Source organism: Bradyrhizobium sp. ISRA430 (assembly GCF_029909975.1).
Lineage (GTDB): Bacteria > Pseudomonadota > Alphaproteobacteria > Rhizobiales > Xanthobacteraceae > Bradyrhizobium.
Genome location: NZ_CP094516.1, coordinates 2,109,702 through 2,131,142, shown reverse-complemented (window position 1 = coordinate 2,131,142; position 21,441 = coordinate 2,109,702). Strand labels below are relative to the sequence as shown.

Sequence of the window (21,441 nt, the reverse complement as noted above, 5' to 3'; positions counted from 1 at the left end):
GCTCGATGGTTCGCAAGAAAGTCCGGCCGGGAATATACCCGGCCGGATTTTTGCTGTTAGCGATGCGCGTCTACGCGCTACGCCGTGGGCGAGATCAGGCCCTACTGGCACCTGCGCGCGGTAGGTCCGCCCCCACCTAAATCTTCTGCTGCGTGCCCGGACCGGTCACGTTGACCGTGATCTTCTGAATTTCCGTTCGGCCGCCGGCATATTTGACCTCGATCGTCAGCACGTCGTCGCCGATGAAGTCGGGCTGCGACTTGTAGAACGCGACGTAGGCCGGCACCTCCAGCGCGAGGCAAGATTTGTAGTTGGTCGCTTTCACCTTCGCCGACTTGACGGTCACCTTTCCGGATACGGGCGGATTGACCAGGCGGATCGTGGGGAGGGGCCCTGACGTGCAGTCCGGCAGCACGTTGATGTAGACGCCGATTCGCGTGTCCCTGTTGGGCGCCGATTTGACCGTTCGCTCGACCGGAGCGGGTGCATCCTGGGTCCGTGCCGGCGTGGCGAATCCACACAGCATTACGACGACGGCGGACAATAGTACCTTCATTGTCGCTCCCGATTTGGTGCAACTTTTCCGATCAATTCGCGGCAAGATATTCATTTCTAATGCCTTTTCGGGCGACGCTCACCCATATCAACCAATTTACCACGGTCGACCAAAAAGTCTTCGTTAACTAGTTGATTTCGTTGACCGCTGATGCAGTTAACAATAGCTTAATACCTAAGTTTTTCGGCTTACTTTCTGTTTTTCAAGCGCACAGAGTGTTTGGCAGGGGCAATTAATGAATGCTCAATTTCAGGCCACCGGTTCCGCTGTTCCGACCAATTCCACCCCAGTTCGAACTTTCTCGCTATCGAAGCCGCTGACAGATCAGGCGGTGGTCGTGCATCTTGGGTATGACCAGAAGGTCAAGCTCGATTTTTCGGCAATCGCGAATGAGAAGATCACGCTCGTCCATGTCGGCGAGAAGCTGATCATTCTGTTCGACAACCAGTCGACGGTCACGGTCGATCCCGTCTTCGACTCCCGGCATGACGATGGCGGGCTCCTGTCGATCGAGCTCGCGCCCGGGCGCGATGTCAACGTGCAGGAGTTCGCAAGCCTCTTCCCGATCACGACGGATCAGTCAGTGCTGCCCGCAGCCGGCGACGGCAACGGCAACGCGCAAGCAAGCGGCGCCCACTTCACCGGCAGCGCCGTCGATCCGTTGGTTGCGGGCAATCCGCTCGACCTGCTGGGTCAGGAAGAGCTCGGCAATTTCGCCCTCGGTCCGGAGACATTCACGGCACTGCCTACAACGATTCCGCCGAGCGCTGGCTTCACGCTTTCGGGCACGATAGTCATCCACGACGAAACCGTCGACGTGCAGACCCTCAACGGCGCCAACGATCGGGCCATTGCCGCATTGCCTGCGGTCTTCTCTCCCGTCGGATTGATCGGATGGGCCGAGAGCGCCGTTTCGGAGATCGCATCGTCGAGCGCCAGTTTCGGGAGCGGCGGCACTGGAACGATCACCTATGCACTGACGACGTCGACCGGCGCGGCGTTCGCGGGCGTCGATTCCGGTCTGCAGGCCACGGTGACCGGCCACGCAATCTTCCTGTTCACCGAAGGCAATCTCGTCGTCGGCCGCGAGGGCACCGCCGGTGGTGCGGCAGATGCGAACGGTGCGATCGCTTTCGAGCTCTATCTCGATCCCGTGACCTTCAAGCTTGACGTGGCTCAGTATGAAGCCATCAAGCACGGTACCGCGTCCGAACCCGACACGAGCGAAGGCGCCCAGCTTGCCGACGTCGTGTTCGTGCAGCAGACGGTGACGGACGGCAGCGGCAACACGGCCACTGCGGTTTCGACCGGTTCGCTCGGCGTGTCTTTCCTCGACGACGGTCCGACCGTCACGCGCGGCGAGGGCAGCGAAATGCCTTCCCTCGGGGTGTTGAATCTCGACGAGACGATTGGGCACGGCGATAGCCCGCAGCCCGACACCTACAACACCGGCGAAACAGAATCGAACGGTGGCTTTCCGAACGGCACTCTGGACGACACCGGGGTGACCACCATCACGGTGTCGACTGCACCGACGCAGGCCCAGGCGATCGGGGAGTTGTCGACGCCCGCTGGCGGGCTCATCAATCTCTTCCCCGCGGCGCTCGTCGATTTCGGAACGGATGGTCCCGGTCCGGACGGCGGCATCAGCAACGTCATGAAGCTGGTGCTGTCGAGCGCGACCGTCGGCACGAACCTGACCGCGACGGCGCTTGCCAATACTCCGCTGGAAGGCCTCGACGCAGCGGCCCGATCCATCGTGCTGGTCCAGGTCAACGATACCACGATCGAGGGACGTATCGTCGGCGACGGCGTCGCCAACAATGGCGACGAGTACGTCGCGTTCCGCATCACCCTGGAAAACGCCAACGATCCTGCGACGGCGCACGTCACCGTCGACCAGTTCCTGGCGATCGATCACGGCGATACATCGCTGTTCGACGAGCAGACGCTCCTCCAGCTCACCGGCGCCGGCACGCTCGACCTGCAACTCACGACGACAGTCACCGATGGCGATGGCGACCATGCCAGCTCGACGACCCAGGTCAACCTGATCGGCAGCGAGAATTCATTCGTCGCCTTCGACGACGACGGTCCGACGATCACGCGGGAAGAGGGCGAACATCCGTCGAATCTTGACCGGCTCAATCTCGACGAAACCATCGGCCACGGCGACGGCCCGCAGCACGACACCTACAACGTCGGCGAATCCGAGTCAGGCGGCGGTCTGCCGAACGGCACGGCCGATGATACGGGTGTCACCATCGTCACCGTCGCGACCAATCCCACCCAGGAACAGGCCATCGGCGAACTGTCGACCCCCGCGGGTGATATCGCGGATCTGTTCGACATGGCCATCGTCGACTTCGGAACGGATGGTCCGGGCGCCGGCGGTGGTATCAGCAACGTTCTCACGCTGGTGCTTTCGAGCGAGACGGCCGGTACGAACTTGACTGCGACCGCGCTGGTCGGCACGCCGCTCGAGAACCTCACGGCGGCACAGCGCGCCATCGTGCTCGTTCAGGTCGACGACAACACGATCGAAGGGCGCATTGTCGGCGACGGCATCGCGAATAACGGCGACGAATATGTTGCCTTCCGCATCACGCTGGAGAATGCAAGCGATCCCGCCACGGCGAAAATCACCGTCGACCAGTTCCTGCCGATCGACAATGGCGGCTCGGAGAATCCGTCCCTGTTCGATGAGCAGGCGATCCTGCACATGGCCGGGAACGGGACGCTCAAGCTTGAGCTCACGACCACTGCGACGGACGGCGATGGCGACCAGACCAGCTCGTCGGTTCAGGTCACGCTGATCGGCAACGAGAAATCGTTCATCGCCTTCGACGACGACGGTCCGACCGTCACGGCGTCGGAGATGCAAGGCTTTCAGGTCGTTCACGACGAAACTCTGTTTCTGCAGAGCCCGCCATTCGGCGACGACAACGATATTCTGTTCACGTCTGTCTTCAACGGGGTCGCCAATCCGGGGCACGACCCGCAGGGCCTCTTCGGTCTTCCGCTGGGCTATGCGCAGAGCACCGTCGCGGCGCTCACCATCAACAATGTGGACTACGGCACCGACGGCGCAGCCAAGACGGGCGCCCAGGTGTTCTCGCTGACGCTCACCGATACGCAGGGCAACAGCACGACCGGTCCGGTCGATTCCAACATCACCACGACGGAAGGGAAGGAGATCTTCCTGTTCCTGGAGAACGGCCTGATCGTCGGCCGTTACGACGGATCCGATTCAGGCTCCGACGTGACCAACACCGGCAGCGATCCGGCCGCATTCGCGATCGCTATCGATCCGGTCAGCGGCAAGGTGTCCGTCGTCCAATACGTTTCGCTTCACCAGGACAGCGCCGATGTCGGCGTCGATTCCGATGAGGCGGTCTCGCTGGCAAACGCGCTCGGTCAGGTCAAGGCGACCGTCACGGTCACCGATGGCGACGGGGATCACGCCTCGGCGTCGGCCAACATTTCCGGTGACATTCAGTTCGAAGACGACGGACCGCTGGTGGCGGCTTCCGTCACCCGCGATTTCGGGGTGACCGCGGACGAGACCCCCAGCAACCAGGCCAACGACGTTACTGGCCCGTTGCACGTCTTCGATAACGTGGCCAATCCGGGCAATGATCCGGATGAGCCCGGACCGGTGCTTGCCTATGCGACCAGCAGCAGCGCGGCACTGAGCTTCCTGCCGTATTTTGGTGTCGACGGGCCCGATCCGACGACGCCGGTGAGCTATTCGCTGCACCTCAATTCGTCCGTCTCCGGCGTGAAGTTGACCGACGGAACGGCGATCAGCCTTCATGCGGAGAGCGACGGGTCCGGCAACAGCTGGATCGTCGGCCGCGTCGATTCCGGTGATCTTGAAGGGCAGGCGGCATTCGCGGTCTCGATCGATCCTTCGACCGGCAAGGTGTCGGTCGTCGAATATCTCTCGCTCTATCACCCGAGCAGCTCCAACCCGAACGACACAATCTCGCTCGCATCGGGCTCGATTTCGGCCGTCGTGACGATCAAGGACGGCGACGGCGACACGGCGTCCGCATCGGCAGACATCTCGGGCACGATCCACTTCAGGGACGACGGTCCGACGCTGATTTCCCAAACGTCGATCAACGCCAATGTCGACGAGGACGGTCTCCACACTCCTACGGACCTGTCCAATTCCAATCCGGATCATTCACCTCTGCTGCCCGGTGAAGTGCAGGGCACCAACTCGGCTGTCGCGACCTCGGCCACCTACGGCAAGCTTGACACGCTGGTGAATTTCGGCGCCGACGGCTTCGGCAGTTTCGGCCTGAAGACCATGTTTGGTCCGCAGGACAGCGGGCTGACGTCGAAGGGCGATCACATCCTCATCGTGACCGATGCGAACGGCCTGCACGGCTATGTCGAGAGCGGCACGCCGGGATTCGATTCGAACGATCGCGAAGTCTTTACGCTCACGGTCGGTTCGGACGGCTCCTATGTGTTCGCGCTGCACGACCAGATCGATCATCCGACGCTCAATGGGCTCGCCGGCGACAATACCGAGAACACTGAGGTCATCGATCTCTCGTCCTACGTGATCGCAACGGACGGCGACGGCGACAGCATTCCACTCGGGACCGGGACCTTCACGGTCACCGTGCTCGACGACATTCCCGTCATCACGGCGCGCGCGCCAACCGAGACGGAAGTCACGACAACGGACACCTTCACCTACACGCTCCAGGCCGGCAACACCGACATCCGCGCCATGGACGGTCAGGACAATCACGACATCATTCTGACCGGCGTCGATCTCAACGACAAGGACGACTCCGTCAACACCACGGGCAGCAAGATCGGTGTCGGCGACGGCCAGATCATCGACGGCTACAGCACCAAGCCGCTGTCAGGGCCCGAAATCCTGACGATGGCGTTCTTCGAGAACGTCTCGATCACCGGGAATCCGCAGACTCCGACCGTTAGCCACGGGTCGGCCTACTCCGTCAACACGGCGTCGTTCTCGATCGACGTGGCGGAAGCGCAGGGCGTCGAGACCGCGGTCGTCTTCATCTCGGCGACGGAAGGCGGCCAATTCGTCAACCTGACCTTCACGGTTGACGGTTCGCCCGTCACCGCAACCGCTGTGTTCGACAGCACCACGCACGTGCAAATCGGCTATGTGCTGGACGGCGTGCAGGACCTCTCGACGGTCAAGGTCATCGGAGCGACGCAGTTCGATACGCTAAACGTCGGCAATTACGACAATTTCCAGTTCGACAGCAGCGCCAATGGCAATCCGCAGACGCTGACCGACGGCAATTCGTTCAAGGTCTACGGCATCGAGTCGACCATCACCACGGTCACGACCGTCATCGAGACCTTCAAGGTCAGCGAGGACGAGAGTGCGGGTGTCAATACGACGGCCGATCCGAATCCCGCCAATGACACTTCCGACGCGCCGCCCGCCGCGATCTTCGAGGCAGGCGCCATCGGATATGCCAAGTCCGCGACCAGCGTGCTCGATTCCGGCTCGTTGTTCACCGGCAAGGTGGGCGCCGACGAGCCCGGTACCTATTCGTTTGCCATCACCGACAAGAACGGCAACGCGATTACCGGCCTTGAATCCGGCCTGACCACGCTCGATGGCACGCACATCCTGCTGACCACCGAGGCGAGCGGCGCCGTGGTCGGCATGGCCGGCCAGACCGAGGTGTTCAGGGTCTACGCCGACTCCACCGGATATGTGTGGATCGCGCAGTATCAGGCGATCCACAACGACCTCACCGGATCGAGCCAGGCAGCCTACGACGACATCGCGACCGTCACGGCCGACCTGCACCTCAAGGGCTCGCTGACGGATTTCGACGGCGACACCACCAGTGTGGTTTCGCCGGTCGCCCTGAATATCCAGTTCCAGGACGACGGACCGCTTGCGGTGAACGATCTCGACAGCGTCGCTCATGGCGATCTCGTCGCCACAGGCAACGTGATCACCGGCATCGACATCGCGGGAGGCGATGCCAACACGACGGATGGCGTCGCGGACACCGTGGGCACCGACGGTGCGAAGATCACGGAGGTCGATGGCGTCACGGCTGTGACGACTCCGGTCAATCACGTTTTCACCGTCGCCGGCCAGTTCGGCACTCTCGTGATCAACGAAAACGGCGACTACACCTATACGCGCTTCAACGGCAATCCGGTGGGCGACGTCAAGGATGTGTTCACCTACACGCTGACCGACGGCGACGGCGATTTCTCGACCGCGAAGCTGACGATCAACGTCTCGGACCACGGCGTCAGCATCGCGGACATTGGCGCTCAGAGCGGCGACGAGACGGTGTATGAGGCCAACCTCCCAGGCGGCTCGTCGCCGGACACCCCGGCGCTCACCCAGAGCGGGACGTTCACAATCAACGCGGCTGACGGTTTGGACAGCCTCGTCATCGACGGCCACACGGTCATCAGTGGCGGCGTATTCACCGGCGGCACGTTCACGACGTCGCTCGGAAACACGCTCTCGATTACCGGCTTCGACGGCACCAACCTCAGCTACAGCTACACGCTGGTCAGCAACGAAACTCACGCGCCCATTCAGGGGCCGAACGGCCTGATCGAGAGCTTTGCCGTAACCGCAACGGACGTTGATGGTGACTCGGCCATCAGCTCGATCACGGTCAACATCGTGGACGATGTGCCGACGGCGGCCAATGACGGCCCGTACGGGGTGGTCGAGGACACCCCCAGCAACGCTGTCTCGGGCAACGTGCTGACCAACGACGCGTCGGGTGCGGATGCGCCGGCGAGCTTCGTGGCTTGGGGCGGTGCGGCAGATGCGGCGGACATCGCGGCGCTGAACACCTACGGCACGCTGGTGCAGGACGGCAACGGGCACTGGAGCTACACGCTGGACAACAGCCGTGCGGCGACGCAGGCGCTGACGTCGGCGGATCATCTGAGCTTCACGCTGCACTACACCATGCAGGACGCCGACGGCGACACCTCGCCGGCGACGCTGACGATCAACATCACGGGTGCGGACGACAGCGCTTCGGTGACGACGGCGCAGGCGTCCGGACCGGATGCCACGGTGTACGAGGCCGGGCTGAGCCCGAACGGGTCTGCAGCGGCAACCGATCTGGAGACGACGACGGGCGGCTTCGCGATTTCGGCAACCGACGGGATCAAGGAGATCGTGGTCGGCGGCACGGCGTTCACGCTGGCCGAGATCCAGGCGTTCGGCACGACCCATGGCACGGTGAACACCGGCGAGGGCGTCCTGACGCTGACGAACTACAGCGGCGACAGCTTCGGCGGCACGGTGAGCTTCAGCTACACGCTGTCGGCGACGATCGACAATGACAGCGCGACCCCGACGCCGCCGGACACGGTGGACGGTACCGGGTTCAGCGACCACATCGCGCTGGTGGTGCACGGCATCGGCGGCACCTCGGGAAGCGACGACCTGGTGGTCCGGATCGTCGACGACACGCCGACGGCGGCCAATGACGGCCCGTACGGGGTGGTCGAGGACGCTGCCAGCAACGCTGTCTCGGGCAACGTGCTGACCAACGACGCGTCGGGTGCGGATGCGCCGGCGAGTTTTGTGGCGTGGGGCGGTGCGGCGGATGCGGCGGCAGTTGGCGCGCTGAGCACCTACGGCACGCTGCAGCAGAACAATGACGGCACGTGGAGCTACACGCTGGACAACAGCCGTGCGGCAACGCAGGCGCTGACGTCGGCGGATCATCTCAGCTTCACGCTGCACTACACGATGCAGGATGCTGATGGCGACACCTCGCCGGCGACGCTGACGATCAACATCACGGGTGCGGACGACAGCGCTTCGGTGACGACGGCGCAGGCGTCCGGACCGGATGCCACGGTGTACGAGGCCGGGCTGAGCCCGAACGGGTCTGCAGCGGCAACCGATCTGGAGACGACGACGGGCAGCTTCGCGACCTCCGCGACCGACGGGATCAAGGAGATCGTCGTTGCCGGCACGACGTTCACGCTCGCCCAGATCCAGGCGTTCGGCACGACCCATGGCACGGTGAATACCGGCGAGGGTATCCTGACGCTGACGGGCTACAGCGGCGACAGCTTCGGCGGCATGGTGAGCTTCAGCTACACGCTGTCGGCGACGATCGACAATGACAGCGCGACCCCGACGCCGCCGGACACGGTGGACGGCACCGGGTTCAGCGACCACATCGCGCTTGCGGTGCACGGCATCGGCGGCACCTCGGCGAATGACGACCTGGTGGTTCGGATCGTCGACGACACGCCGACGGCGGCCAATGACGGCCCGTACGGGGTGGTCGAGGACAGCCCCAGCAACGCTGTCTCGGGCAACGTGCTGACCAACGACCAGTCCGGTGCGGATGCGCCGGCGAGCCTCGTGGCTTGGAGCAGTGCGGCGGATGCGGCAGACATCGCGGCGCTGAACACCTACGGCACGCTGGTGCAGGACGGCAACGGGCACTGGAGCTACACGCTGGACAACAGCCGTGCGGCGACCCAGGCGCTGACGTCGGCGGATCATCTCAGCTTCACGCTGCACTACACCATGCAGGATGCCGACGGCGACACCTCGCCGGCGACGTTGACGATCAACATCACGGGCACGGACGACAGCGCCACGGTGACGACGGCGCAGGCGTCCGGACCGGATGCCGCGGTGTACGAGGCCGGGCTGAGCCCGAATGGGACGCATGCAGGAGACGGGTCGGCTGCGACGACGGGCAGCTTCACGATCTCGGCGACGGACGGGATCAAGGAGATCCTGGTCGGCGGCACGACGTTCACGCTGGCTGAGATCCAGGCGTTCGGCACGACCCACGGCACGGTGAACACCGGCGAGGGTATGCTCACGCTGACGGATTACACCGGCACCAGCTTCGGCGGCACGGTGAGCTTCAGCTACACGCTGTCGGCGGCGATCGACAATGACGTGATCCCGGCGCCGCCGGATACGGTCGACGGCACCGGGTTCAACGACCACATCGCGCTTGCGGTGTTCGGCATCGGCGGCACCTCGGCGAATGACGACTTGGTGATCCGGATCGTCGACGATGTGCCGACGGCGCATGCCGATACCGACACGACTGTCAGCGGCTCTGCCAGTGGCAACGTCATCACTGCGGTCGGCACCACCAACTCGGGTGCGGATACGCTGGGTGCGGATGGGGCGTCGATCTCGGGCGTCCAGGCCGGCAACAACCCGATACCGATCACCAACAACAGCGGCGTTGGCGCCGGCGTTCACGGGGCGTTCGGCACGCTGACCCTCGGCTCGGACGGCTCCTACACCTATGTCGCCGACGCGAATGCGTCGGGCACGGACGTGTTCTCCTACACGCTGAAGGACGGCGATGGCGATACGTCGGTGACGACGCTGACCATCACCGTCTTCAACAGCCAGCCGACCCTTGTGGCGGCATCGGCGACGACGAGCGACGCGGCGGGCGACGACAATGTCGTCAACTCGAACAGCGATGCGTTCGTGCCGCAGACGCAATCCGGCACCATGAGCTTCAACTTCGGAGGCGACGGCGCCAATCCGACGACGCCGTTCTCCTATGTCTATGACGGTGGATTGGGTAGCGCGTCTGCAACGACGAGCACGAACGGTTTGGGTCAGACCATTCTGACCCTGACGGCCGCAGCCTGGGTGCTGACGCTGAACGAAGCCACCGGCGTATACACCTTCAAGCAGACGGCCGCGTATGACCACGCGGCGGGCACCTCATCGGCCACGGGCATCGTGAACGTCACGCTGACCGACTTCGACGGCACCACGGCCACGAAGGCGCTCACGCTCACGATCAACGACGACACACCGAGCCTCGGCGTGATCGATCACGGCGTGATCGCGAACGAGGCGAACCTGACGCTGGTCGGAAAGATGGCCGTCGATGGCGGCGCCGATCATCCGGTGACGGCGAGTCTTGCCGGCAACGCCGATCCGTCGGGCATTACCTGGAACGGCAACGCCGTCCACTACTATGTCGACTCGGCGAACCCCAGCACGCTTGTGGCGTATACCGGCTCGGATCATACGCTCAACAACGTGTTCACGCTGTCGGTCGATGCAGTGAACGGCGCTTACACGTTCACCGAACTGCAGCCGCTGGATGCTTTCAACAGCGTCAACATTGCGGGTTCGGTAGCAGTCGCCAGTGGGCCGAAGAGCCTTCTGGAACTGACATCAGCAGCGGGGGACAATCTGTCGCTCCTGAGCGGTTGGCACGCCGATGCGGGATTTGTGCTTGCCGACTGGAAGAACGGCATCACCGGATCGACGACGACGGACCATATTTCGCTTCACAACATCAACGGTTCATCTCAGGGATTCGGTGTCGACAGCAACAACATCGGCACCGGCGATATCATGCGTTTCGACTTCGGAACGGTGAACGACTTTGACGGTAGCGGTCCGTACTCGCCGCCGTCGGCGAGCCAGGCCAACGTCACGTCGATTACGCTGACCTTCTCGAAGGTGGCAACGATCGACTACGTCGTTCATTACACAGACGGTAGCTTCGCCTCCAGCAGTTTCACCTCGTCGAGCTCCGGCAACACGATTCCATCAGCCGGAGGAACGAAGTTCATCGACTACGTGGAAATCTACTCGGAAGGCGACGCGGGCAAGGTCACGCTCGCCAAGGAGACGACGGTCACTTCCACCGGAACGAAGGATCTTAGCTTCAACGTGACCGTGACCGACCATGACTCGGATACGACTGCCGGGACGATCAACATCACGGTCGATGGCGATCACTCGTTGACGGGTACTGCGGGAGTCAACAATGACCTCGTCGGCGGCGCGTCGGCCGATACCCTGACCGGCAGCACCGGCAACGACACGCTGACAGGAAACGGCGGGGCCGACAAGCTTACCGGCGGCTCGGGCAATGACACATTCAAGTACCTGGCAACGACTGACAGCACCGTTGCGGCGCACGATGTGATCTCGGACTTCAGCAACACGGACGTGATCGATTTCTCGGCCATCTCCGGGATTACCCACGATGCGACGCTTTCCTCCACGACTCCGACGACTGTGGCGGCCCATTCGATCGTCTACTTCCAGAGCGGAGCGGACACGGTCATCTACGCCAATGCGACCGGCAATACCGAGAACGTTGCAAGCGCCGACATGATGCTGGTTCTGACGGGCATCAACGCCAATACTCTGGCTTCTGGTCAGATCCACCACGCGTGAGCCCGGTGCTTCTGGCGACGTAGGCTGCACGTTTAAATGAAAACGCCGCCGGCACCCACCGGCGGCGTTTTTCTGTCAGCAAGTCCGTCTGTCTCTGCCGCCTCACATCCAGAGCGGCAAGGAGCCGATGCCGCCGCCGCCGCCGAGCGCCTCGTCCCCGGTCCATTCGACCTGATCGCCGCTTTCGGCGGCAGGCGAGGCCGCGATTTCGCCCGTGAGCGGCTGCCGTTTCGCGTAAGGCGTTGCGAACAAGTGGACTCCGTCATGATTGATGGCAAACAGCGGGGTGAAGCTCGTCGCTTCGCCGTCCTCGATCAAGCTGTTTCGCCGGTTGTCCAAAATGAGCCATTGCCCGTCGAGGCGCGCGGCGAGCACGGCGTGGTCTTGGCGCACGGCGCGGTCACGGACCAGCACGAGCCGCAAATCCTCGCGCGGAAATCCGGCTTCGCGCAGCGCGGCATATTTGGCGATCGCGTAGTCCTCGCAATCACCCTTCGTCGTCGCGAAGGTCTCCAGCGGCGAGCTCCAGCGATCGGCTTCGCCGTGCTGGGCAAAGTCGCTGACGTAACGGACAACCATGTTGACCGCCCGGTTGGCCTCGTCCAGCCGCTCGCGTCCCGATTTGGATTTCACCGCGCCGATCAGCCGCAGGAATTGCGCGGCGTTGGAGGGGCAATTGCCGGCATCGGCCTCGCACTGCCTCAGCATCTCCGCGTCCTTGGCGAGTTTGGCCTCGAGCCCCCGCCACTTGCGCCACAACAGCCCGTCGGGCGCGCGGAAGGTGAACAGGCCGAATGGCTCGTCGCCCTTCGGGGCTGCCTGCTTGGGCTCCGGTGCTGCGTCGGTTGCGACGTTGGAGGGCGTCAGCGCCGCAAGGCGGGTCGCATTCGGCCCGCTGCCGCGCATGGCATCGAGCTTCGCCAGCACGTCGTTGATGCGGAAGAACGTCGCCGGAGGACGCGCCGCCGCATCAATGCCGGGCGCGAGATTGTCCTGAGCGTCCGGAGCAATGGTCTCATCGGCCGAGGAGGGCGATGTTGCGCAGGCCACGAACAACGCAACCAGCCCCACGCCGAGCGCGCGCAGGCTTGTTCGCTGCAATTCCAAATGCAGTGCCATAGACGACGTCCCCTGCCGGGAGCGTCGTCAACGTCTATCGCGTCGATCCTCGCCCCGATCCTGTTGTTGGATCGAGACTGCGGTCTGCGACGCTTAGGTGGAGTTAAGGCTGGAGGAGGGCGGGGCGATTGTCGCAAAGGCGGTCAATCGCGCGCTACGAGCGGCCGGCGAATTGTCGGCGAATTGTCGCCCTGGCCTTTGCGTCCTGTTAACCCTGCCGCGGCCTCAGCGCTCGCGCAGGGCTTCGTCCTTCAGGGTACGGGCGGGCTTGAGGATGTAATCCAGGACCGACTTCTCGCCGGTCAGGATTTCGACCGTCGTGACCATGCCGGGAATGATCGGCAGTGGCTTCTCGTCCGTTCCCAGATGGTTCTTCTCCGTCCGGATCATGACGCGATAGAAGCTCTCCTGGCGGTCCGGTGTCTTTTCGGCCTTGTCGTCGACGATGGTATCGGCGCTGATGCGCTCGACCTTGCCCTTCAACGAGCCGTAAACGGACGAGTCGTAGGCGGAGATCTTCACCACGGCGTCCTGGCCGGGCCGGATGAAGGCGATATCCTGCGGCCGGATACGGCCTTCGACCAGCAGCGTATCGTCGAGCGGAACGATGTCCATCACGTTGGCGCCGGGCTGCACGACCGCGCCCACGGTGGTCACGTTCAGCTTGTTGACGATCCCGTGCACCGGCGCCTTCAGGTCGGTTCGCCGGACCCGGTCCTGCGCCGATTTGATGTTTTCATCGAGCACGGCGAGGTCGCCCTTCGACTTCGCAAGATCCTCATCCGCCTGGGAGCGGAAGGAAGAGACCGTGCTCGCGATCTTGGATTGGGCCTCCGCGAGCTGTCCTCTCATCTCCGTCGCCTGACGGTCGAGGCGCAACATCTCGATCTCCGGCACGACCTTCTGCTCGTAGAGCTTCCGCGTCAGCGACAGCTCCCGCTCCAGCAATTTCAGCGTGCCGGTCAGGCGGGTGACCTGCTGGTTCAGGACGTCGACGTCCTGCGCCAGCTTCTGCGCGCGCATCTTGAACACGCTGGTTTCCGTGGCCACGGCCGACGGCACCACCTGGTCGAGTTGATCGGGGAAGCTCACCTCGCTCTTTCCCCTGGCTTCGGCCTCGAGGCGCGCGACGCGTGCGGCCATCGCAGCGCGCCGTTCCCTGATCTCGCCGAATTCGGAAGCGAATTTGGTATCGTCGATGCGCATCAGGGATTGTCCCTGCTGGACGATCGCTCCCTCCTGCACGAGGATTTCGCCGACGATCCCGCCTTCGAGGCTCTGCACCACCTGCATCTGCCGCGACGGCACGACGCGGCCGTTGCCGCGCTTGACCTCGTCAAGGATGGCAAAATGCGCCCAGCTCACGAAGACCACGAGCATGGCGAGGAACGTCATCAGCAGCATGCGCGAGGTTCGCGGCGTGCGCAGCATTGCGGCGGCACGAACGTCATTGGCGAAGGCGAAATCAGAGGACGCCATGGGTTCAGCCCTGTGATTGAGCCCGGGACAAATTGGGGTGAGGCGGGTTCTCGGCGGATGTCCCGTTCGGCTTGCCCTGGAGCAGGGCGAGCACCTTGTCGCGCGGGCCGTCGGCGATGAGGCGGCCGCTGTCGAACAGCAGCAGCCGGTCGACCGCATTGAGCAGCGAGAGGCGGTGCGTCGAGATGATCAGGGTCATGCGATCGCCATGGATCGCCTTCAGCCGCTCGAGAAATTCGGCTTCGCTGCGCACGTCGAAATGCGCGGTCGGCTCGTCCATGAACAGAATGCGCGGATTCCTGATCAGCACTCGCGCAAGTCCGATCGCCTGCTTCTGGCCGCCCGAGAGGCTGCGGCCGCCCTCGGCGATCGGCATGTCATAGCCCATTGGATGTCCGGCGATGAAGCCTTCCACTCCGGACAGACGGGCGGCATGAAGCACTTCTTCGTCGGTCGCCTCGGGCTTGCCGAGGGCGATGTTGTCGCGCAGCTTGCCGAAAAAGAGATCGGTATCCTGCAGCGCAAAGCCGATGCCGGCGCGGAGGTCGGCCGGATCGTATTGTCGCGAGTCGACGCCGTCGACGAGGATCCGTCCCTCCTGCGGTTCGTAGAAGCCCACCAGGAGCCGGCCAACCGTGGTCTTCCCCGATCCGACGCGCCCGATGATGCCGACGCGCTCGCCGCTTTCGATCTTGAACGTCACCTTGTCGAGCGCCTTGCCCGGTGCATTCGGATAGGTGAAGCTGACGTTATCGAAGCTGATGCGCCCCTGGTCGATTTTCCGCGACACGTAGGCGCGCTGTGGCGAGCGCTCCCGCTCCAGCGACATGATGCGGTCGATCGACTTCAGTGCCGACAACGTCTGGGTGCCGCGCGTGATCACCGAGGCGAGGCCGGCGATCGGCGCCAGCACGCGACCGGCCAGCATGTTGGCTGCGACCAGCGCGCCCATCGAGAGCTTGCCGTCCAGAATGAGGAGCACGCCGATCACGACAAGCAGGAGGCTTGTCGCCTGCTGGGCGGTGTTGGTGCTGGTCAGGGCAAGTGAGGCCCAGAAATGCACATCCTCGCCGGAGCGCGCAGTGGCGGCGACGGAGCGCTCCCAGGCCGTTTGCATCCGGGACTCGGCGCCGGTCGCCCGCACGGTCTCGATGCCGGACAGGGATTCGACGAGCACCCCATGCCGCGCCGCCGATTCCGCCTGCAATCGCTTCATGGCGCGATCCAGCGGACGCTGCACCAAAAGGCCGATGATGATCATGATCGGCAACATCGCGAGCGGTATCCAGGCAAGCGGACCCGCGATCGTGAAGAGCACACCGATGAAGATCAGGGCGAAGAGCAGATCGGTCGCCGAAACCACGCTGCCCGAGGTGAAGAACTCGCGGACCGAATCGAAGTCGCGGAGCTGGTTGGCGACGATGCCGACCGACGTCGGCCGCTGCGCCATCTTGACCGACATGATGTGCTCGAAAATGTTCGCAGCCAGCACCACGTCCATGGTCTTGCCGGTCACGTCGATCATCTTGCTTCGCACGGTTCGCAGCACGAAGTCGAACAGGATGGCGAGGCCCATCCCGACCGACAGCGCGATCAGTGAAGGCACGGCGCCATTGGGAACGACGCGGTCGTAAACGCTCATCGTGAACAGCGGCGTGGCGAGCGCGAGCATGTTGACGAGGAGGGCGGCGAGCGCAATGTGGCCGTAGCTGCGCCAATGCACCTTGGCCGTCGACCAGAACCAGTGACTTCGCGGCAGATCGCCGGCGGCGACGGCGCGCGCATTGCTCTCGACCGCGGCCCTGACGAAGAACGCGTATCCGGTATAGCCGGCCGAGATGGTCTGGATCGCGTGAAGCTCCGGGCTGTGGGGCTTCACGGACGGATTGAGGACTTTGACGGCGCTTCCGGACTTGTCGAAGTCCAGGAGGATCAGCGTCGTTCCGTTCTTCATGATCAGGACGGCTGGCAGCACCAGGGCGGGGATGTCGACAATGTCCCGCTTGACGGCTTCGGTCTCGAGCCCTGCACGCCGGGCTGCGCGGTCGTAGAGCGGGACCGACAACCGTCCATCGAGGATCGGGAGGCCGCCCAGCAATGCCTCGCGGGTGACGGCGCGGCCGTGATAGGCGGCCAGGTACATCAGCGATGATGCGAGTGGGTCGTCCCTTTCGAGGTGACCTTCTGCTTGCTTGGGTTCAGCCGCTGCCGTCACCTCAGCAACGGGGCGGACAGGCGCGCGCCTTGACTCGGATGATTGAAACAACAATTGCCAATGCCCAAAATGAAATGATGCGGAGCGAGCAGCGAACCGTCATTCCACCATAGCGGAAAACGCAGAGGAATCATTTGGTTAATCGGCGAAAGCGCGCCTAAAGGTTAATCCCAGGCGCGCCTTACGCCGCTTGGTCAACGTGCCAAGCGCATTCGCGGCCCGACCCCATTCGCTTGGGGGCGGGGCTATCTCTGAACCGGCTCGAATGCCGTCGCCAACCAATGCGGCTTCTTGTCCGCTGCATAGGCGGTGACGGGGGAGGGGGTCAATACGGGCGGATTACTGGTGCTTCGCTGCTGCGTGAGCCACTCGGATGCTCCCGTCATGGTCGGCTGATAGGCCCAACGCTGCCATCTATCCCTGAACAGATCGGCCTCCGGCGTTTCGCTCGCATAGCCCAGGCGCTGCGGAGCCGGTTGGGGTGCAGGCACCGGGACTCTCAGCGGCTCGGAGCCGGTCTGGGGCAGCTTCACGCGCAGCGTGGGTGCCTTGTAGTCCGGGGTGCCGAAAATCCCGAGATCCACCGGTGCCGCATCAACCGGCGGCGGAGCCTTCAGGTACTCGAGCAGTGTACCCATGGCCGCCAGGAGTTGGTAGTCGGCGAACACCACGACGCCGCGCGCCGAGGTCAACGAAACCAGCGTGTTGAAATACTGGTTCTGGGCATTCAAGAGATCGATCAGCGAGCGCTGGCCGAGCTCATATTCCTTCTGGAACGCCGCAATGGTCTTCCGATCAGCCTCGAGTTGCCGCAGCAGCGCCGTGATCCGTGTTGCGGTGACCGTGCGTGCGGCCCAGGCCTTGTCGATGGACTCGATGGCATCACGCTGCAGTCGTGCATGTCGCGCGGTCGTCTCGACATAGCGTTCGGCCATCTCGGACCGCCGCCAGACATCCTGACCGCCCCGGAAGATATCCCAGGACATGACAACCTTGCCGCTGTAATCGTCGTGAGTGACACCGAGGTAAGGATAGGTGTTGTCGTTATGCGTCGCCCGGCCCTCGAGCGAGAAGGTCGGAACGAAAGCGCCGTCCGTCACACGAAACGCGTGCTTTGCGGCGTCGGCGTCGGCCTGTGCGGCCTGAATGGTGGGGTTGAAGCGGACCGTGGTTGCAAGGGCCTCGTCGCGGGTCGATGGCATGCCGCCCAACGGCGCCGGGAAGCGAACGTTGATGGGTTCAAGTCCCACGACCTTGCGGTACTTGGCGCGGGCTTCCTCCAGGCTCCGGCGGAATTCGATGAGCGTCGCTCGCGCAGCATCAACGCGTTCGCGCGCCTGTTCGAGATCACCTTCGCCGGCGCGTCCACCGGCAAAGCGGGCGTTGACGTTGGAGAAGATCTTCTCGTGGGTGGCGACGTTCTGCTCGCCGAGCGTGACCAGTCGCAGATAGCGCGTGACGTCGACATAGGCTTCCGCCGCGTCCAGCGCGATCAATTCTGTCCGCTCACGCACGCGGAAAGCCGCCGCGTTCACGCGGGCCGTCTGTCGCCAGATGTCCTGGATCGATGCGAAGCCGTCGAACAGGATCTGCCGGACGACGACGGATTCCTGCGATCCGTTTCGCCACGCACCATTTCCGGCCACCGGAATGGGTAGGGCGGTACCGCTTGCCACGGCAGCGCTCTGGTCGAATTTCTCGGGCCCCCACCGGGCTTCGACGCGGACTTGCGGAAGCAGTGTGCTCTGGGTCTGTCGAAGCTCACTCTCGGTCGCCCGACGATTGGCAGTCGCTTCGCCGACCCCCGGATTGGTGTGTACCGCCTGCTTCAAGGCATCGTTGATCGAGAACTGCTCCGCCAACGCGCTGCCGCATGGGACGAGAAACAATGCACCGGAAATGAGAATGCGCCCAAACAATTTAACCTCCACCCGCCGCCGCCTTCTACGGACGCGGGGCCCCTGGAAATGCAGGTAAGCTTTGCAGGGACTGACGCGATAATCTAGGCCGAACGCGTAAAAGTTGCGCAAATGGGGCGGGATTGTCGCATTTTTGCCACGTCGGAGACGCCTGGTTGGTTGTATGATACCTCATTACCGGAGAGGTGGCGCACGGCAACTTTATGACTTCATCCAATCTGCCGCGCCGACCAGGATTCCATTGATTCTCTTGCGCTGAATGATAAATCCCATAAGCTATTGATCTAAAAAGAAAATATTTGCGCGCTGATCGTGGATCAGAGCGGGCATTCCAAATGCTGCAAGTGGTAAGAGATTGGCCCAGCTAGGAATGAATACCGTTGCTCCGTAGCCCGTGATGCTTCTCTCGCTACCACCACCGCATTGTCGGAACTCTCTCGGGTGGTACCCGGCGCATACTGCCGGTGAGTCCTAGGAGCCATGTTGTTATTGGTCGTCATTGGCTGTGCCCTCGCTGTTGTCGAAACTGCTTTTCAGTGCTGATGCGCCTGTAGCGTGATCGAAGCAATTCGATCCGGCTCGCATCGTTCGCCGCGCATAGCGATTATGCCAATATTCCTTACCTGTCCGTCGGGGCCACCTCAGGGCCTCCCAGTCGCAAATATTCGACTTTACAGAAATTCGGATTTGTCGTATGTCTCGCCTATCCCGGTCCACCAAGAGGGGCGATCGTACGTCGTCGCGATGCGCGGGCCGGGTTGCGGTGGACGCGGCAGCGTCGGCACGAGAGGCGCGGGTAGGGCGGGTCGTCCCTGTGAGCCTGTGGCTGCGTGCGGATGAGCGGCGCTGTAGGGTTCGTCTCGCCAACATTTCGATGGCTACGTGCACGGCGCCCTCGAACCCTGTGGCGATCAGCGAACGCGCGTACGGCAAAACCGTGTGGTCCTGACCGTCGTTGCTACGGTCAAGCTCTAGCGAAGGTGCACGCGAGCCCAACCGGGCGGACGGCACCGTCAATTTGCAGGGAGCGAGGGAGGCCAGAGGGAAATCGGCTCCCGGGAGAGCACGGCATAAGCCGTCAAACCACTGCGCAGGGAAGGCCGTGTGTTGGGCTTCACCTGTTTGCCGCTGTGCATCTCCTTTGCGCTACATGCGCACAGCGGACCTATGGGTGCCAGCCGGCACCCGGCCTTCCCTGCGCCCTCTTGGCTAGAAGGGGGTGACGAGATGAAGCAAAGCTCGGGCGAAATCCGCCGCGGGATGGCGAAGGTGTGTCTGCGGTTGGATGCGATTTGATCGTGAGTTGGACTAGTCGTTACACCGCACCTTAATCCGTCATTGCGAGCGCAGCGAAGCAATCCAGAATCCCGCCGCGACGATAGTCTGGATTGCTTCGCTGCGCTCGCAATGACGATGTGGAGAGAGCGTGCGCCATACCTCCCCAACGTCGTCCTGGCGAAAGCAAGGACCCCCCGCGCGAGCGCTTTTGCGCTCGTCGATAACCCCAGGCGTAATTTGGCCAAGACCCTCATCGCCACGGACCCCGTGCTGAGGTCCTGGATGAGATCGTTTGGAGTTATCTTGAAGAGTTCTATGCAAGGGGCCGGCAGCTCTGAACAAATCCGGTCTTGCTGCTACGCACAACAGCAAGGTCTCGCGCTGGACAGGCAAACGCCTTGACAGGAGAAATGGTCCGCGCGCAAATTCTTACACTAAGTAAGAATTAGGACAGGGACGGAAATGTCTGAGCAGCCGAGAAGTCGGCGGCAGACGCGTGCGGCCATCTTGGGGCATCTGCTTCAATCGGGCGGCATGTTTCGGCCACCTCTGGCCAAGGCAGTGCGCCTATCCGAGGCGAGCCTGTCGCGCATCCTGTTTGACCTGAAGGCGGAGGGTCTGATCGAAGAGATCCGGCGGCCTGCGCCTTACGTGGGCGGGCCGACAGGCCTCGTATCCTTCGATGGTTCGGTTGCGTTGGCCGCCATCGAGCTCGCGGGTCAACGGTTGAGTGTGGGTGTCGGCGGAATGTCGGGCGAACTGCACTACACCGAGCGGCTGCCGCTGCCGAAAGCGCCGACCGTTGAATCTGTAGACCGCGTGTTTCTCGATGCGCTGACATTGCTGGGTGACTGGACGCGGCGGTGCCGGGTCCGGCTGTCGCAGATCGGCGTCTCCGTCCCCGGCCTTGGCCGGTTGAGCGTATCGGGCAATCCCATCATTCCCTGCGACGTCGGGCGCATTCGCGGCCAGCTTGGCGAGATGTTCGCGGACGTGCCGGTCGCGTTCACCAACTCGGTCGTAGCGCACGCCACGTTTCATCGCTGCCGCACGGAAAACTATCCGTTCAGCGGCGCGCATTTGTTCGTGTTCGTCGGCCAGGGCGTTGCCGGCGCCTGGATGGACGACGCGATCGACGCCGATGCCTTGCAGCCCGTCGAGCTCGGCCACATGGTGTTCGGCGAGGGCGGGCCGCGTTGCCGCTGCGGTCATCATGGCTGCGTCGAAGCCTATACTTCGCTTCCCGCCTTGGCCGGGCTTCTCGGCACGTCGGAGCCGGAGCTGCTCCAGCTCGGCAGCGATTGGGTGACCGTGATCCCGATGTCGCCCCGCGTGCGGCAAGAGCTGCGGCACCGCCTGTACCGGCTTGGCCTCGCGATCGGCAACACGCTGAACGTCAAACCCTGCCGCGGCGTGGCGATCTCCGGCTGGCCGTCGCTTCTTGCGGAGGACGATCGAAAGGCCCTGATCGACGGCATCGACGCCTGCCTGCTCGGCGGGCGCAAGCTCGCGCAGGTGTCGCTTGCTTTCGTGCCGCCGTCGAACGGTAATGATCCAAGGGCTGCACTGGCGTTCGCCGCCTTCTGCCTTGCTTGCCGCGGCGGCATGCCTGCCGCTTCGACGGAGGCCGCCTGAGATGCCGTAAGGCCGCACGGCTTCGCGCCAC

Annotated in this window: 7 protein-coding genes; 2 read left to right on the top strand and 5 right to left on the bottom strand. The window is 63.3% G+C overall.

Features of this window, described 5'->3' with window-relative positions; all coding sequences use genetic code 11:
- Positions 1–136 precede the first annotated feature (136 nt).
- Positions 137–556 (bottom strand): hypothetical protein, encoded by a 420-nt coding sequence (locus MTX21_RS10610; protein ID WP_280964748.1) that lies wholly within the window; start codon positions 554–556, stop codon positions 137–139.
- 235 nt (positions 557–791) lie between these two features.
- Here MTX21_RS10610 and MTX21_RS10605 point away from each other — a divergent pair, with 235 nt between their 5' ends.
- The gene (locus tag MTX21_RS10605; protein ID WP_280964747.1) at positions 792–11,765 is read left to right on the top strand and encodes a DUF5801 repeats-in-toxin domain-containing protein; all 10,974 of its coding nucleotides are present in this window, start codon (positions 792–794) and stop codon (positions 11,763–11,765) included.
- A 102-nt stretch (positions 11,766–11,867) separates the two neighbouring features.
- Here the strand turns inward: MTX21_RS10605 and MTX21_RS10600 are convergent, their stop codons facing one another.
- The 4 genes from MTX21_RS10600 to MTX21_RS10585 all read right to left on the bottom strand — a co-directional run bounded on the left by MTX21_RS10600 (position 11,868) and on the right by MTX21_RS10585 (position 18,497).
- Positions 11,868–12,884 carry a transglutaminase-like cysteine peptidase gene (locus tag MTX21_RS10600; RefSeq protein WP_280964746.1) on the bottom strand — a complete coding sequence of 339 codons (1,017 nt, stop codon included), beginning with the start codon at positions 12,882–12,884 and terminating at the stop codon, positions 11,868–11,870.
- A gap of 225 nt (positions 12,885–13,109) precedes the next feature.
- Complete coding sequence (locus MTX21_RS10595) at positions 13,110–14,363, bottom strand: HlyD family type I secretion periplasmic adaptor subunit (RefSeq protein WP_280964745.1); 1,254 nt, start codon at positions 14,361–14,363, stop codon at positions 13,110–13,112.
- Between the two features lie 4 nt (positions 14,364–14,367).
- Positions 14,368–16,578 (bottom strand): type I secretion system permease/ATPase, encoded by a 2,211-nt coding sequence (locus tag MTX21_RS10590; RefSeq protein ID WP_280971375.1) that lies wholly within the window; start codon positions 16,576–16,578, stop codon positions 14,368–14,370.
- Between the two features lie 245 nt (positions 16,579–16,823).
- Positions 16,824–18,497 carry a TolC family outer membrane protein gene (locus MTX21_RS10585; protein WP_280964743.1) on the bottom strand — a complete coding sequence of 558 codons (1,674 nt, stop codon included), beginning with the start codon at positions 18,495–18,497 and terminating at the stop codon, positions 16,824–16,826.
- Positions 18,498–20,237: 1,740 nt separating this feature from the next.
- On the opposite strand from MTX21_RS10585, the gene MTX21_RS10580 reads away from it, so the two are divergent.
- Entirely contained in the window at positions 20,238–21,410 is a 1,173-nt protein-coding gene (locus MTX21_RS10580; protein WP_280964742.1) for an ROK family protein, read from the top strand.
- Positions 21,411–21,441: the final 31 nt, after the last annotated feature.

Coding starts and splice junctions, on each gene's coding strand:
- MTX21_RS10610 (WP_280964748.1), bottom strand. CDS start 556: ATGAAGGTACTATTGTCCGCCGTCGTCGTAATGCTGTGTGGATTCGCC.
- MTX21_RS10605 (WP_280964747.1), top strand. CDS start 792: ATGAATGCTCAATTTCAGGCCACCGGTTCCGCTGTTCCGACCAATTCC.
- MTX21_RS10600 (WP_280964746.1), bottom strand. CDS start 12,884: ATGGCACTGCATTTGGAATTGCAGCGAACAAGCCTGCGCGCGCTCGGC.
- MTX21_RS10595 (WP_280964745.1), bottom strand. CDS start 14,363: ATGGCGTCCTCTGATTTCGCCTTCGCCAATGACGTTCGTGCCGCCGCA.
- MTX21_RS10580 (WP_280964742.1), top strand. CDS start 20,238: ATGTCTGAGCAGCCGAGAAGTCGGCGGCAGACGCGTGCGGCCATCTTG.